General features: G+C 75.0%; 12 protein-coding genes. 7 read left to right on the top strand and 5 right to left on the bottom strand.

Annotation, left to right across the window (positions count from 1 at the left end; all coding sequences use genetic code 11):
- Positions 1-67: 67 nt before the first annotated feature.
- From guaA to SL103_RS31805, 3 genes are all read left to right on the top strand, one after another.
- Positions 68-1,654: a glutamine-hydrolyzing GMP synthase gene (gene guaA / locus SL103_RS31815; protein WP_069572418.1), complete on the top strand. Its 1,587-nt coding sequence runs from the start codon at positions 68-70 to the stop codon at positions 1,652-1,654.
- Positions 1,655-1,840: 186 nt separating this feature from the next.
- Positions 1,841-2,752: a 2-hydroxy-3-oxopropionate reductase gene (locus SL103_RS31810; protein WP_069572417.1), complete on the top strand. Its 912-nt coding sequence runs from the start codon at positions 1,841-1,843 to the stop codon at positions 2,750-2,752.
- A gap of 173 nt (positions 2,753-2,925) precedes the next feature.
- Positions 2,926-3,720 carry a class II aldolase/adducin family protein gene (locus SL103_RS31805; protein ID WP_069572416.1) on the top strand — a complete coding sequence of 265 codons (795 nt, stop codon included), beginning with the start codon at positions 2,926-2,928 and terminating at the stop codon, positions 3,718-3,720.
- A 78-nt stretch (positions 3,721-3,798) separates the two neighbouring features.
- Here SL103_RS31805 and SL103_RS31800 read toward each other — a convergent pair whose 3' ends face one another.
- Both SL103_RS31800 and SL103_RS39035 read right to left on the bottom strand, forming a co-directional pair.
- Positions 3,799-4,557 (bottom strand): DUF4239 domain-containing protein, encoded by a 759-nt coding sequence (locus SL103_RS31800; protein WP_069572415.1) that lies wholly within the window; start codon positions 4,555-4,557, stop codon positions 3,799-3,801.
- 9 nt (positions 4,558-4,566) lie between these two features.
- A complete protein-coding gene (locus tag SL103_RS39035) occupies positions 4,567-5,250 on the bottom strand; it encodes a hypothetical protein (RefSeq protein WP_099055479.1) in 684 nt (227 codons plus the stop codon).
- 250 nt (positions 5,251-5,500) lie between these two features.
- On the opposite strand from SL103_RS39035, the gene SL103_RS31790 reads away from it, so the two are divergent.
- Together SL103_RS31790 and SL103_RS31785 are read left to right on the top strand one after the other, a co-directional pair.
- The gene (locus tag SL103_RS31790; protein ID WP_432215375.1) at positions 5,501-6,799 is read left to right on the top strand and encodes a hypothetical protein; all 1,299 of its coding nucleotides are present in this window, start codon (positions 5,501-5,503) and stop codon (positions 6,797-6,799) included.
- Positions 6,800-7,017: 218 nt separating this feature from the next.
- Complete coding sequence (locus SL103_RS31785; RefSeq protein ID WP_069572412.1) at positions 7,018-7,563, top strand: TQO small subunit DoxD; 546 nt, start codon at positions 7,018-7,020, stop codon at positions 7,561-7,563.
- 62 nt (positions 7,564-7,625) lie between these two features.
- On the opposite strand, the gene SL103_RS31780 is transcribed toward SL103_RS31785, so the two are convergent.
- From SL103_RS31780 to SL103_RS31770, 3 genes are all read right to left on the bottom strand, one after another.
- Positions 7,626-8,102 carry a nuclear transport factor 2 family protein gene (locus SL103_RS31780; protein WP_069572411.1) on the bottom strand — a complete coding sequence of 159 codons (477 nt, stop codon included), beginning with the start codon at positions 8,100-8,102 and terminating at the stop codon, positions 7,626-7,628.
- 205 nt (positions 8,103-8,307) lie between these two features.
- A complete protein-coding gene (locus SL103_RS31775) occupies positions 8,308-8,541 on the bottom strand; it encodes a hypothetical protein (protein ID WP_069572410.1) in 234 nt (77 codons plus the stop codon).
- Positions 8,538-10,070, bottom strand: coding sequence for a PspC domain-containing protein (locus tag SL103_RS31770; protein WP_079146082.1), 1,533 nt, complete (start codon positions 10,068-10,070; stop codon positions 8,538-8,540). Before SL103_RS31770 ends, SL103_RS31775 begins: the two co-directional genes overlap by 4 nt.
- 330 nt (positions 10,071-10,400) lie before the next feature.
- On the opposite strand from SL103_RS31770, the gene SL103_RS31765 reads away from it, so the two are divergent.
- A complete protein-coding gene (locus tag SL103_RS31765) occupies positions 10,401-12,062 on the top strand; it encodes a serine/threonine-protein kinase (RefSeq protein WP_244304243.1) in 1,662 nt (553 codons plus the stop codon).
- A gap of 176 nt (positions 12,063-12,238) precedes the next feature.
- Positions 12,239-13,540: an ATP-binding protein gene (locus tag SL103_RS31760; RefSeq protein ID WP_069572408.1), complete on the top strand. Its 1,302-nt coding sequence runs from the start codon at positions 12,239-12,241 to the stop codon at positions 13,538-13,540.

The raw sequence follows: 13,540 nt of genomic DNA, 5'->3' as shown, positions 1-13,540 counted from the left end.
GTCACAGTATGAGCCCGTTAGAATCGAAAGTCCAACCCCGCTCCACACCCGCCGGAAGGCCGCCGAAGTGCCATCAGCGCCCCCTGCCGCCGCCCCGGACGTCGTCCTCGTAGTCGACTTCGGCGCACAGTACGCCCAGCTCATCGCCCGCCGTGTCCGTGAGGCCCGGGTCTACAGCGAGATCGTGCCGTCCACCATGCCGGTGGCCGAGATGCTCGCCAAGAACCCGAAGGCGATCATCCTCTCCGGGGGCCCCTCGTCGGTCTACGCGGAGGGCGCCCCCCGCCTGGACCGCGCCCTGTTCGAAGCCGGTGTCCCGGTCTTCGGCATGTGCTACGGCTTCCAGCTCATGGCCACCACTCTCGGTGGCACCGTCGACAACACCGGCGCCCGTGAGTACGGCCGTACGCCGCTGGCCGTCTCCCGACCCGGCTCCACCCTGTTCGAGGGCACCCCCACCGAGCAGTCGGTGTGGATGTCGCACGGCGACGCCTGCTCCGCCGCCCCCGAGGGCTTCACCGTCACCGCGTCCACCGACGTGGTCCCGGTCGCGGCCTTCGAGAACGACGAGAAGCGCCTCTACGGCGTCCAGTACCACCCCGAGGTCATGCACTCCACGCACGGCCAGCAGGTCCTGGAGCACTTCCTCTACCGGGGTGCGGGCATCGAGCCGAACTGGACCACCCACAGCGTGGTCGAGGAGCAGGTCGCCGCGATCCGCGCGCAGGTCGGCACCAAGCGTGCGATCTGCGGGCTGTCCGGCGGCGTGGACTCCGCGGTCGCCGCCGCCCTCGTCCAGAAGGCCATCGGCGACCAGCTGACCTGCGTCTACGTCGACCACGGCCTGATGCGCAAGGGCGAGTCGGAGCAGGTCGAGAAGGACTTCGTGGCCGCCACCGGCGTCCAGCTGAAGGTCGTCGAGGCCGAGGAGCGCTTCCTGAACGCGCTCGCCGGGGTCAGCGACCCCGAGCAGAAGCGGAAGATCATCGGCCGCGAGTTCATCCGGGTCTTCGAGCAGGCCCAGGCCGAGCTGGTCGCCGAGGCCGGCGCCGAGGGCGAGGAAGTCGCCTTCCTGGTCCAGGGCACGCTCTACCCGGACATCGTCGAGTCCGGCGGCGGCACCGGCACCGCCAACATCAAGTCGCACCACAACGTCGGCGGCCTCCCCGACGACATCGAGTTCGAGCTCGTCGAGCCGCTGCGCCAGCTGTTCAAGGACGAGGTGCGGATGGTCGGCACCGAGCTCGGCCTGCCCGACGAGATCGTCCACCGCCAGCCGTTCCCCGGCCCCGGCCTCGGCATCCGCATCGTCGGCGAGGTCACCAAGGACCGTCTGGACCTGCTGCGCGAGGCGGACGCCATCGCCCGCGAGGAGCTGACCGCGGCCGGCCTGGACCGCGAGATCTGGCAGTGCCCGGTGGTCCTGCTCGCCGATGTCCGCTCCGTCGGCGTCCAGGGCGACGGCCGCACCTACGGCCACCCGATCGTGCTGCGCCCGGTCTCCTCCGAGGACGCCATGACGGCCGACTGGACCCGGATGCCGTACGAGGTGCTGGCCCGCATCTCGACCCGCATCACGAACGAGGTCGCGGACGTCAACCGCGTCGTGCTCGACGTGACCAGCAAGCCGCCGGGCACCATCGAGTGGGAGTGACCCCCGGGGTCCCCCGCTGAGCCGATCGACCGCGCCGCCGTTCGGGCCCCTCGGGGCCGGAGCGGCGGCGTTGTCGTTCCCGCCGGCCGGGGAGGGCCGCGGTTGACGCCTCCCGGCGCCCGGCCCATGATGGATTCCGAGTGGCGATAGATCGATTCCGTTGTGCGGAAGTAAGTGGGTGGCGCGATGAGCACGATCGGATTCCTCGGCCTCGGCATCATGGGCAGCCCGATGGCGGTGAACCTCGCCCGGGCCGGACACACCGTGACCGGCTGGAACCGCAGCCCGGGCCGGGCGGATGCCCTGGTCGCGGCGGGCGGCAAGGAGGCGGGCTCGATCGCCGAGGCGGTCCGGGACGCGGACGTCGTGATCACCATGGTCCCGGCGTCGCCGCAGGTCGAAGCCGTCGCCTACGGACCCGACGGCATCCTGGCGAACGCCCGCCGCGGCGCGCTCCTCGTCGACCACTCCTCGATCACCCCGCAGACCTCCGTCGACCTGGCCGAGGCCGCCGCCGCCAAGGGCATCCGGGTGCTGGACGCCCCGGTGTCGGGCGGTGAGGCGGGCGCCGTCGAGGGCGCACTGTCGATCATGGTCGGCGGCGAGCGGGCGGACTTCGACGCCGCGCGGCCGGTGTTCGACGCGGTCGGCACGACCGTCGTGCACTGTGGTCCGCACGGCGCCGGACAGACCGTCAAGGCCGCCAACCAGCTGATCGTCGCGGTCAATCTGCAGGCCCTCGCCGAGGCCGTCGTCTTCCTGGAGAAGTCCGGCGTCGACCTGCCGGCCGCCCTGGAGGTCCTGGCCGGCGGGCTGGCCGGCTCCACCGCCCTGACCCGCAAGAAGGACGCCCTCCTCGCCGGCGACTTCCGCCCCGGCTTCAAGCTGGAGCTGCACCACAAGGACATGGGGATCGTGACCGACGCGGCCCGCACGGTGGGCGCGGCACTGCCCGTCGGCGCGGCCGCGGCCCAGCTCGTCGCCTCCGCCGTGGCCCGCGGCGACGGCGCGCTGGACCACTCGGCGCTGCTGCGCGGCGTACGCCTGCTGAGCGGTGAGCCGACCGGCCGGCCCGGCGCACCGGACGACCGGCCCTAGCGGCCGTCCGACGGGCCGGGCGGCCCGGGAGTCCGACCTCGTCGCCCCAGGATGTCGCCGGCCGGTACGCGGTTCACAGCACCTCCACCGCACCCGTCGGCGACCTCTCTGGTCTCTTCACGGGCCGCGGCGTAGCTTCCGGGGCGAGCACCCGCAGAACGAGGAGAGACGCGATGTCCGAGCCGAGCGCGCCCACGCCCCTCCCCACCGAGCAACTGCACTTCGAGCTGCCGCCGACGCACGGGACCGTCGAGGGCGAGCGGCGCCACCGCAAGGAGCGCCTGACGGCGGCGCTGCGGCTCTTCGGGCGCCTCGGCTTCGACGAGGGCGTCGCGGGCCACATCACCGCGCGCGACCCGGAGTTCCCGGACTGCTTCTGGGTCAATCCCTTCGGGATGTCCTTCCGGCACCTCACCGTCAGCGATCTGATCCTGGTGAACGGCGACGGCAAGGTCGTCGAGGGCCGCTACCACGTCAACCAGGCGGCGTTCACGATCCACGCGCAGGTCCACCGGGCCCGGCCGGACGTCGTCGCCGCCGCGCACAGCCACTCCACGTACGGCAGGGCGCTGGCCGCCCTCGGGGAGCTGCTGGACCCCCTCACCCAGGACGTCTGCGCCTTCTACGAGGACCACGCGCTGTACGACGCCTACACGGGCGTCGCCGTCGACGAGGAGGAGGGCCGCCGGATCGCGGCCGCGCTGGGGCCGCACAAGGCCGTCATCCTGCGCAACCACGGGCTGCTGACGGTCGGCGACTCGGTGGACGCCGCGGCGTGGTGGTTCCTCGCCATGGAGCGCGCCTGCCAGGTGCAGCTGACCGCGAAGGCGGCCGGCAAGCCGGTCCTGATCGACCACGCCGACGCCGTCCACACCCGCGAGCAGCTGGGCACCGACCTGGTGGCGTGGATCAACTACCAGCCGCTGTACCAGCAGACCGTGCGCAGCGCGCCGGACCTCTTCGAGTGAGGCGGGCGTGGCCGACGGGCCGGCGCCCCCGGGGACCGTGCGGGTCCCGCGGGGGCACCGTTCGCCGGAGCGGCCGGGTCACAGATGCGGGAACAGGTCCAGGAACGGGTCCGCGCTCGCCGAGATGCCCCGGCTGAACGGTGCGTCGAAGTCCCAGACGAGGAACAGCAGGAAGGCGATCAGCGCGCTGAAGAGGCCGGCCAGCAGCAACTCCCGTGCCGAGCGCCGGATCTGCAGGGTGAAGACGACGCCGATGGAGATGGCGCCCCCGGTGATCAGCCCGAACCACACCACTCCGGGCAGCGTCGAGTCCGCCGCGTCCGCCCGGGCCGAGCGGGCCGCGTCGACCGCCCCGACCTGGTCGACGAGCGGCTGGTAGGACTGCCCCTCGAAGTCGTTGGCCGGGTGGTAGTCGGTGACGTCGGACCGCACCTTCGCCAGCAGTTCGGTGCCGCGCGCGGTCAGCTGCCCCCGTTCGGCCATCACCGGCCACTCCTTGTGGACGACGTAGGACGCGTACGCCGTCACGTCCGAGCGGATCCGGTCGCGCACCGGCGCCGGGTAGGCCCGGGCCCGCGCGCTGACCTCGTGCAGGGCCTGCGCCTCGGTCCGTACGGTGTCCTCGGCCGCGCTCCTGGCCTCCCAGACCCCGGCGATGGCCAGACCCAGCACGATCGCGTACACCACCCCCACCATCATCGTCAGATACTCGATCACATCGGGCGTCTCGGTCGGGTCGTGGTCCTCGCTGATCCGGCGCTCCTTGAGGACGGTGATCAGCAGGACGACACCGCAGACGGCGGCCATGGCGATACCCAGCACCAGCCATTGGGACATGAGGACCTCCTACGAGGAACGGCGCCCGGCGGAGCCGGACGAGGAGCTCGAACGGGGACGGAGGGCGGCGCCCGCCAGCACGGCCGGGGCGGTGATCAGCAGGGTCGTGGTCACGACGGAACGGCCGCCGCGCGGCGGGTGGGACACCCGCACATAGCTGCGGGGCAGCACGGGCGCGGGGGACGGCGGCCGGCGCACGGCCTTGCGTGCGGGCGGCGGGGGAGCGGGGCGGGCGTGCGGCGTGGGCGGCGGCGGGGGTGGTGAGGGCCGTGGCGGTGGCGGCGGTGGCGGCGGCGGTGGGGCCGGCCGGGGCGGCGCGGGGGCCGGTGCCCGGTGCGTGGGACGGGGCGGGCGGGGACGCGGCGCCGGCGGGCGGGGGTGCGCGGGCGGCCGCTCGGCCTTGGTGCAGGGCCAGTGCCAGCCGCGCGGCAGGGGAAAACCGGTCGGGAGGTCCACCGGCGGGGCGGTCCCGGCGTAGGCGCAGTTGTCGCCGGTGAGGGGTCGGTCGGGCCGGCCGAGCGCGGTCGCCGCGGGCGCGGTGGCGAACAGCGCGGTCAGTCCCGTCAGCAGGAGGACGACGGCGGCCAGCAGGCCGGCGCCGAGGCGAACCGCGTGCCCCGCCGGCCCTGGGGGGCCGCTCCGCCGCAGGTCAACTCGGCGGTGCAGACCGTGATATCCGGTTGTTTGACGCACGGCGAGAGCTTGCGCAGCGCGCGGGCCGCTCAGCCTTCGCCCCGTGCCAGTTCGCCCGAACGGGGTATGCGCCGGGCGCGCGCGGCCCGCCGGTCGGTCAGGTGTACGGACGCGCGCGCCGGGCGTCAACCCGCCGTGGCGCAAGCCACCCGCCATCAGCTGGACGTTTGCTGCCGGGCCCGACGGTTGCGGCACAATTCGCCTCCGGACAGGACGAGTTGACCACGAGCGGTGGCGGGCGGTAGCGGACGTGTCGGTTGAGGTGGCGGGCAGGACGGCCGGAACGGGTGAGCCGGAGGGCCGCGCGGAGCGGGCCGAGGGCGGCGAGTGCCGATGCGGACGGTGCCCGCACGGCGCCCGGACGGGGCACCGGGAGGCGGTGGCCGCCTTCGTCGCGCTGCGCGAGGACTTCGCCGCCGGGCGCGGCGTGCCGTCCGGACTCGCGCACTCCGCCGGTGCCGCCCGGCAGTGGGTCTCCGACGAACTGACGCTATCCGCCGCGGAGTTGGCCAGGCGCGGCGCCGCCGAGGGGGTGTCGTGGCTGGCCGCCGTACGGTGGCGCACCCTGCTGGCGGTCTGGGGCGCGGTGGTGGCCCTGCTGCTCGGCGAGGCGCTGACCGCCATCGGGGCGGGCTGGACGGCGTCCCGTACGGCCGCGCTGGTCGCCGCCGTCGTGCCGGCGCTCGGGCTGACGGCGGCGGCCGTCCGGCACCGGGCGCACGGCGGGGCGCTGGCACCGCTGATCGGTGAGGACGGCCGGCTGTCCACCTCGCGGACGGTGGCCGTGGGCTGGGCGACGGCGGTGCTGTACGCGGTGCTGATGTCCGCCGTCCAACTGGCCGCCGCCGCACCGCCGCTGCGGGACCGCCTCCTCGCGGGCCTCTCGCTCGGCCGCTCCGGCGCGCTGCTGGCACTGCTGGCGACCGGCTGGGCGGTGGCCGTGCTGGCGTACGGGCTGGTCGCCGCGCGGGTGCGCGCGGGGCGGCTGCAGAAGGTGTCCGCGCAGCGGCCGCGCGCCGCCGATCTGCTGACCGACGACGCGGGGCGCGGCAGCTTCCTGGACGTGCAGTACCTGCTGGTCAACGCGGTCGTGCTGGCCCTGGCCCTGGTACGGCTGGCCGGGCGGCCGGAGCAACTGCCGCGGCTGCCCTGGGGGCTGGTGGCCCTGGCGGGGCTCTCCGGGGCGACGTATCTGGCGGGGAAGCTGGTGGCCGGCGGCCGCCCGGTGATCCTCTCGGTGGTCCGCTCCCGGGAACTGGGCGACCTCGCCGCGCCGGTCCGCACCGGCGACGACATCGAGATCCGCGGGGCCGGCTTCGTCCCCCCGGGCGCCACCACCCCTGACCGGCTCGCCCGGACCGTCGTACGCATCGGCACGGTCCACGTCCCCGTCCCCCTCGTCCCGGTGCCCGGCGGTTTCGCCAACCCGACGGACGGGCTGCTGACGGTCCCGGTGCCGGTCGATGTCGAACCGGGCCGGGTGGCCGTCCGGGTGATCACGGCCGCGGGGGTGGAAACCGCGGCCTTCCCGCTGGACGTCGTGGACTGAGACGGCACCGGCCGTGCGCGCCGCGCGCCCGTCCGGGGCGGGGCGGCCCGCGGTCGTCCACGGCTCCGCCGGGTGCGCGAGTGGCGGTTCTGTGTGCGTTCGCCGCCCGAGGTGCGGCGGTCCGTTGAACGTCGGGCGCACCCGCGTACGTATCTCTCTCAGAGGCGCGGGCGCGGGCACAATCGTCTGCTCCCGGTGGTAACGGAGAGGCGGACGTCATGGTTCACGCGCATCGCACGATCAATGCCGACCTGGCCGGTACGGGCGTCGAGGGCCCACCTGCCGGTCTGCGGGCACAGCTGGCGCGCCACGCGCTGCTGCCGCTGCGCCTCTTCCTGGGCGTCACGTTTCTCTACGCCGGCATCGACAAGCTGACCGACCGGGCGTTCCTGGCGGCCGGCGGCGCCGGTTCGCTCGGTGAGACGCTGCGCCAGGTCCATGACGCGGCGGCGCTGCCGCAGTTGGTGGACCTCGCGCAGAAGAGCCCGGTCGGCTTCGGTTACGCCATCGCGGCCGGTGAACTCGCGGTCGGCCTGGGCACGCTGCTCGGACTGCTGGGGCGGCTGGCGGCGTTCGGCGGCGCCCTGATCTCGCTGTCCCTGTGGCTCACCGTCAGCTGGGCGACCACCCCGTACTACTACGGCAACGACCTCGCCTACCTGGTGGCCTGGGTCCCCCTCGTACTGGCCGGCACCCCGCGGTTCTCCCTGGACGCGGTGGTGGCGATGCGCCGCAAACGGCACGGGGCGCAGCTGTTCGGCTGAGGCGCGGGGCGGGCCCAGGCGGGCCGGGGCGGGTGCGGAGCCGGGCTCGGGTGCGGGCGGGCTCAGGCGTCGCCGGCCGGCGCGTCCGGGGCGAATGCCTGCGCGACGGCAAGGCTGTCCTCGTAGACGTGGTGCCGGGTGACCAGGCCGTTCTCGACCGTGAGGTGCAGGGCGAAGCGCGCGCGGTAGGCGCGGCCGGTGGAGCGCGCGGTCTGCCGGATCTCGCCGAGCACGACCGCGTCGGCGCCGTCGACGAGGAGGCGTTCGATCTCGGTGGCCGCCTGTCCCGGCACGTGATGCGCGGCGAGTTCGCGGTAGTGGGCGGCGGCGTCGGCGCGGGTGGAGCGGTGCCGGATCCACGGGGTGGCGGTGCGGCCGTGCTCGGCCTCCGGCCAGTCCAGCTTCCAGTCGCCGTGCTCGGCGTACAGCTCCGCGATGCGTTCCGGGTCGCCCGCGCCGATCCGGCGCAGCAACTCCTCCACCACGGCGCGGGTGTGCGGGGCTGTGATGTGCGTGGTGGTGTCCAGCGGCAGCGACATGGCTGATTCCTCCGGTCCGGCGCCGCGTCCGACTGACGCGGCGGGATCACCATCCTCGGCGGTGCGGCCGGGCCGCGCGATTACCTCGCGGGTAAGCGCACGGCACCGTGGGGGCCGCGGTACGCCGCGGTGTGCTCGGCGCCGGGCGGGCACGTGCGTCGCACCGCCCGCGGCCCGTGGGGCCCGGCCGAACGGCCCCGGGGCCTCAGGGCGGTGGGGCCGGGGCCGGCTGCTCCCCGTGACGGGCGTGCCGGCGGCGGGCCGTTGCCCAGACCGCGGCGGTGATGCCGGACAGCAGCAGGCCGGCGGGGACGGCGAGGAAGAGCCAGGGGCCGGGCGGGTGCCGGACGCCGAGGGCGCCGAGGCCGTAGCCGGTGCCGACGGCGAGGGCGGTGAGGCCGGCGATCAGACGGGCCGGTTCGAAGGGGTGACGGGTCAACGGGGGGCTCCCTGGCGGCTCGTGGCGGGCGTGGTGGGCGCCGGGAACGCTCCGGACGCCGGGAGCGCGGCGGGGCTGCCGGCCGCACGGGGCGTCGGTGCGGCCGGCGACGGCGCGGCCGGCGGGGGTGTGGCCGGAGCCGGATCGGGGCGCCGGATGTCCACCTGGCCCGCGCCGACCCTGACGGTGAGCTCCAGCGAACCGCGCGGCCGCTCGCCCTTCTTGAGGCCCTCCGCGGGGAGGGTGACGGTCCGCTCCTGACCGCCGGTCGTCAGGTCCACGTCGTCCGGTGCGTCGCCCGGCAGCTGGATGTCACCGACGCCCAGCGAGAGGTGCAGCCGGGTGGTGACCCCCCGCGGCAGCGTCACCTCCAGGCGGCCGGCGCCCACCTCCGCGCCGGTGCGGACCGTACGGCCGCCCTTCAGCGGCAGCTCGCCGAGGTCCAGCCGCCCCTCGCCGGAGCCGATTGCGTAGTGCGGACGGACGGCGGCGAGGGTGGTCGGGGCCCAGCTGCGGTTCTGCCAGTCGGCGGTGATGTCGGCGGGCAGCACCGTCGCGCCCGCCAGGAGGCCGGCGGTGCACACCATCAGGAAGACCGTGCCGCCGCCGGTGCGTCCGAACCAGGAGCTGAGCACCAGCCCCAGGCCGAGGACGACCAGCACGGCGGCCAGCCCGGCCTGGAGGGACGGGACGAGACCGGATCGCCCGTGGACGGCGGACGCGGTGGCGGTACCGGCGGCCAGCGCGAGCAGGAACGTCCAGCCGCCGATCGGACGGCCGCTGCGGCGACCCGGGCGCGGGCCGCGGAGCGGGTGCGCGCCGTGCGGCGCCGGACCGGACGGCCCGCCCGCGCCCGTACGGGTGCCCGGCGGCCGCACGCCGGCGGGCGCGGCGCCGTGCGCGAAGCGGTAGGTGACGTCCAGGGGGAGCGGGGTGGTGTCGGGCCCCCACAGATAGGCGGGACCGGCCTCCCGGGCGCGCGGATCACGCCACCAGGAGGGGCTGGTGGGCGACGGGGGCGCCGTGGTCTCCGGCGGCGCGTCGGCGACCGCCTGCGCGGTGGCGGGGTCCATCGCCTCCGGGCCCTGCGCCTGGACCTCGCGGCGCCGGCGCGACCAGTACGCGGAGCCGGCCACCGCCAGCAGCAGCATGATGGCGAAGGACATCATGCTGCCCTTGGCCAGGGTCGTCAGGAACAGCCCGCAGCCGACCAGCGCGAAGAGCAGCGCCGTCAGCGCCGGGCCCTCGACCCGGCCGGAGAGCAGCCTGCGGCCCTCGTTCTCCTCCTCGCCCTCGGCGGGGAGCAGCAGCCACGCGAAGCCGTAGACGATCAGGCCGAGGCCGCCGACGGCGAGCACGGCCAGCACGATCCGGAAGATCACCGGGTCGAGATCCCACTGCCGGCCGAGCCCGCCGCACACCCCGCCGATGACCTTGTGCCGCCTGCTGCGGCGCAGCGGGACGTGCGACGGGGCGGGGCCGGCCGGGCCGGGGGGCGCCGACTCCTCGACGGGGGCTGCTTCGTTCATGGACCCATGGTGACAAGATCGCCACGGCCACGGCATCCGTGGAAACCCTGGCAGATCCCTGAGATCTGCCACCGGCGGCCCGGACATGCCCCAGGGGGTGCCGAAACCCCTCGCGGGTTCGCATATGCCCCCGTCTTCCGCCCGCGCCCCGAAGACAGCGGCGGACGCGCGGTGGCCGGAGGGTTCGTCGCCCGCGCCGGAGACTATCGTTGCGCCCTGGATACGTACGGGTTTCCGGAGGGGCGTGCGGTGACGGAGGCGGCGTCGGTGGACGAGGGGCGACTGGTCGCCGGGCGGTATCGCCTGGTCGAACGGATAGGCCAGGGCGGTATGGGCACCGTCTGGCGGGCCCGGGACGAAGTCCTCGGCCGCCAGGTCGCGGTGAAGCGGCTGCACGTGGCGCAGCTGGACGCCGACGAACTGGCGACCCGCCATGAGCGCACCACCCGCGAGGCGCAGGCCGCGGCGCGCATCAACCACCCCAACGTGGTGGGCGTCCACGACGTCGTGGACGACGCGGGGCTGCCGTGCATCGTCATGGAGTACGTCCCCTCCGCGACGCTCGGCGACGCCATCAAGGAGGCCGCCCGCAACGACAGTTCGGTCCCCCCGCGCGAGGCCGCCCGGATCGGCCGCGGCATGATCGCCGCGCTGCGGGCCGCGCACTCCGCGGGCGTGCTGCACCGTGACGTCAAGCCGGGCAACGTGCTGCTCGGTGAGGACGGCCGGGTCGTGCTCACCGACTTCGGCATCGCGGTCGCCTCCGGCACCTCCACCCTCACCAAGACCGGCGAGCTGGTCGGCTCCATCGACTACTTGGCGCCCGAGCGCGTCAAGGGCGGCACCCCGGGACCCGCCTCCGACCTGTGGGCGCTGGGCGCGACGCTCTATCAGGCGGTCGAGGGTCGGCCCCCGTTCCGGAAGAACACCGCGGTCGAGACGGCGTACGCGATCGCCATGGACCCGCTGGAACCGCCGCGCAACGCCGGGCCGCTGACCCCGCTCATCGAGGCGCTGCTCGCCAAGGAGCCGGGCGACCGGCCGACGGCGGAGGTCGTCGAGCAGGCACTGCGGGCGGCCGAGAGCGAGGCCGAGACCGCCCGGATCGGCTGGCCGACGCTGTCCCTGAGGAAGGCGGAGGCCCCTGACACGCCGTCGGAGGCGCCGACGCGCGCGGTCGCGCACACGGGCGGGACGGCGCTCCCGTCGGACGCCGCCGCCGTCGCGGCGCCCGCCCCCGGCGGCAGTGGCACGGTGACCGGCCGGGTCGCGGTACCGGGCGACGGCTTCGGCGCGCGCTCCCCGGACAGCCGCACGGACGTGCTCTCCGGCGGCCCGGCCCCCCGCAAGCGGCGCGGCGTCCGGGCCGTGGTCTGGAGCGTCGTCGGGGTGCTGGCCGTCGGCGGCGGCGCCGGCACCGCCTGGTACGTGCTGCACCGCACCGAGTCGGGCACGCCCCGGGCGGCCAAGGAGACCGGCGGCACGGCGCCCGTACTGCCCAGCGTCCCGGGCAGCAGCATCGGACCGCCCCCGCCCGTCCCCAGCGGCTACCACAAGGCCACCGAGGCCGGGCTCGGCGCCACCTTCCCCGTGCCCGACGGCTGGAAGCGGGAGGCCAAGGACGGCGGGCGGCAGATCGTCTACTCCTCCGACGCCCAGCGCGCCCAGATCACCGTCAGCGCCCTGGACTTCTCCTCGGCCGACCAGGTGCAGCACTTCAAGGACGTCGAGGCCGACTTCAAGAAGCTCTACCCCGTCTACACGCGGCTGCGCATGCAGGACACCGTCTTCCAGGGGGACCCCGCGGCGATCTGGGAGTTCACCTTCCAGGGCCGGGCCCGCACCTTCCGGGGCATCGACCTCGGCTTCGGCCGCGAGGGCGACAAGGAGTACGCGATCTACGTGACCGCGCCCGCGGCGGACTGGACGACGCTGGAGAAGGTCTTCACCAACGTGAAGGACGGCTTCCGCAAGACCACACCGAGGAGCTGAGGGCGACCCGGCCGGGCGCAGCAGAGCGGGGAGCAGCGGAGTCGGGGCGGAGTCGGGGGCCGCGGGGGAGGCCGGGAGCCGTCGGCCGCGGCCCGGCCGGCCCCGGGAAACGTCAGGGGCCGGTTCAGGGTCGACCCTGATGCTCCGGGCACCCCCGGCGTGTGACGATCGGGGACATGACCACAGCTCCACCGCGCGCCGAGCCGGGCTACGCCCCGGCGCCGGACCCCGACGACCCGCCCGTGCGAAAGCTCTACCGCAGCGCCGACGGGCGGCTGCTCGGCGGCGTCGCGCGCGGACTCGCCGGGCACCTGGGGCTGCCGGTCTCCTGGGTGCGGATCGTGTTCGTGGCCCTGTTCATGGCCGACGGCATGGGCGCCCTGCTCTACGCCGCGTTCTGGTTCTTCGTCCCGCTGGGCATCGGCGGTGTGGAGCACCGCCAACCCGCCGCGGGCGACGGCGGGAAGCGCCGGCGGCTGGCCCGCAAGCCCGACAAGGGCCAGGTCTTCGCGCTGATCGCGCTGCTGATCGGCGCCTCCGTCATCGCCTCCCGGTTCCAGCTGGGCCAGGCCAACGGCTATCTGTGGCCGGTGCTGCTGATCGGTGCCGGCGTCGCCCTGGTGTGGCGGCAGGCCGACAACTCCCGCCGCGCGCAATGGCTGGAGCTCGGCCGCCGCAAGGCGCTGCTGCCGGTGCTGCGCGGCGCGGCCGGCGTCCTGCTGGTCTGCATCGGCGTCACCGGCATCGTCGTGCTGCAGGGCTCGGTGCGGCATCTCGGCTCGGTGCTGCAGGCCGCGCTCGCCGTCGTCGTCGGCATAGCGCTGCTCGCGGGCCCGTATCTCGTACGGATGATGCAGGACCTCTCCGAGGAGCGGCTGATGCGCATCCGCGCCCAGGAGCGCGCCGAGGTCGCCGCGCACGTCCATGACTCCGTCCTGCACACCCTCACCCTGATCCAGCGCAACGCCGACGACCCCCGGGAGGTCGCGCGGCTGGCCCGCGCCCAGGAGCGCGAACTGCGCGCCTGGCTCTACAAGCCCGAGGGCCGCGGCAAGGACGAGGACGAGGAGCCCACCACCCTGGCGGAGGCGGTCCGCAAGGCCGCCGCCGAGGTGGAGGACCACCACGGCGTCCCGATCGAGGTCGTGGTCGTCGGCGACTGCCCGCTGGACGAACCGCTGGGCGCCCAGATGCAGGCCGCGCGCGAGGCGATGGTCAACGCCGCCAAGTACGGCGGCGAGGGCGGCGCCGTGCAGGTCTTCGCCGAGGTGGAGGGCCGGTCGGTGTTCGTCTCGGTGCGCGACCGCGGCCCCGGCTTCGACCTGGACGCGGTGCCCGCGGACCGGATGGGCGTCCGCGAGTCCATCATCGGCCGGATGGAGCGCAACGGCGGCACCGCCCGGCTGCGCCCCGCCCCCGACGGCGGCACCGTCGTCGAGCTGGAGATGGAACGCGCGGCCGCGGAGCAGGGCACATGA

Source organism: Streptomyces lydicus (genome assembly GCF_001729485.1).
In the GTDB taxonomy this organism is placed as follows: Bacteria; Actinomycetota; Actinomycetes; order Streptomycetales; family Streptomycetaceae; genus Streptomyces; species Streptomyces lydicus_D.
Note: the sequence above shows the minus strand (reverse complement) of the source record. Positions and strands in the feature narration are given on the sequence as shown.

Excerpts from the sequence above, each read along its gene's own strand:
- SL103_RS31810 (WP_069572417.1), top strand. The coding sequence starts at position 1,841 with ATGAGCACGATCGGATTCCTCGGCCTCGGCATCATGGGCAGCCCGATG.
- SL103_RS31805 (WP_069572416.1), top strand. The coding sequence starts at position 2,926 with ATGTCCGAGCCGAGCGCGCCCACGCCCCTCCCCACCGAGCAACTGCAC.
- SL103_RS31800 (WP_069572415.1), bottom strand. The coding sequence starts at position 4,557 with ATGTCCCAATGGCTGGTGCTGGGTATCGCCATGGCCGCCGTCTGCGGT.
- SL103_RS31785 (WP_069572412.1), top strand. The coding sequence starts at position 7,018 with ATGGTTCACGCGCATCGCACGATCAATGCCGACCTGGCCGGTACGGGC.
- SL103_RS31780 (WP_069572411.1), bottom strand. The coding sequence starts at position 8,102 with ATGTCGCTGCCGCTGGACACCACCACGCACATCACAGCCCCGCACACC.
- SL103_RS31770 (WP_079146082.1), bottom strand. The coding sequence starts at position 10,070 with ATGAACGAAGCAGCCCCCGTCGAGGAGTCGGCGCCCCCCGGCCCGGCC.
- SL103_RS31765 (WP_244304243.1), top strand. The coding sequence starts at position 10,401 with ATGGGCACCGTCTGGCGGGCCCGGGACGAAGTCCTCGGCCGCCAGGTC.
- SL103_RS31760 (WP_069572408.1), top strand. The coding sequence starts at position 12,239 with ATGACCACAGCTCCACCGCGCGCCGAGCCGGGCTACGCCCCGGCGCCG.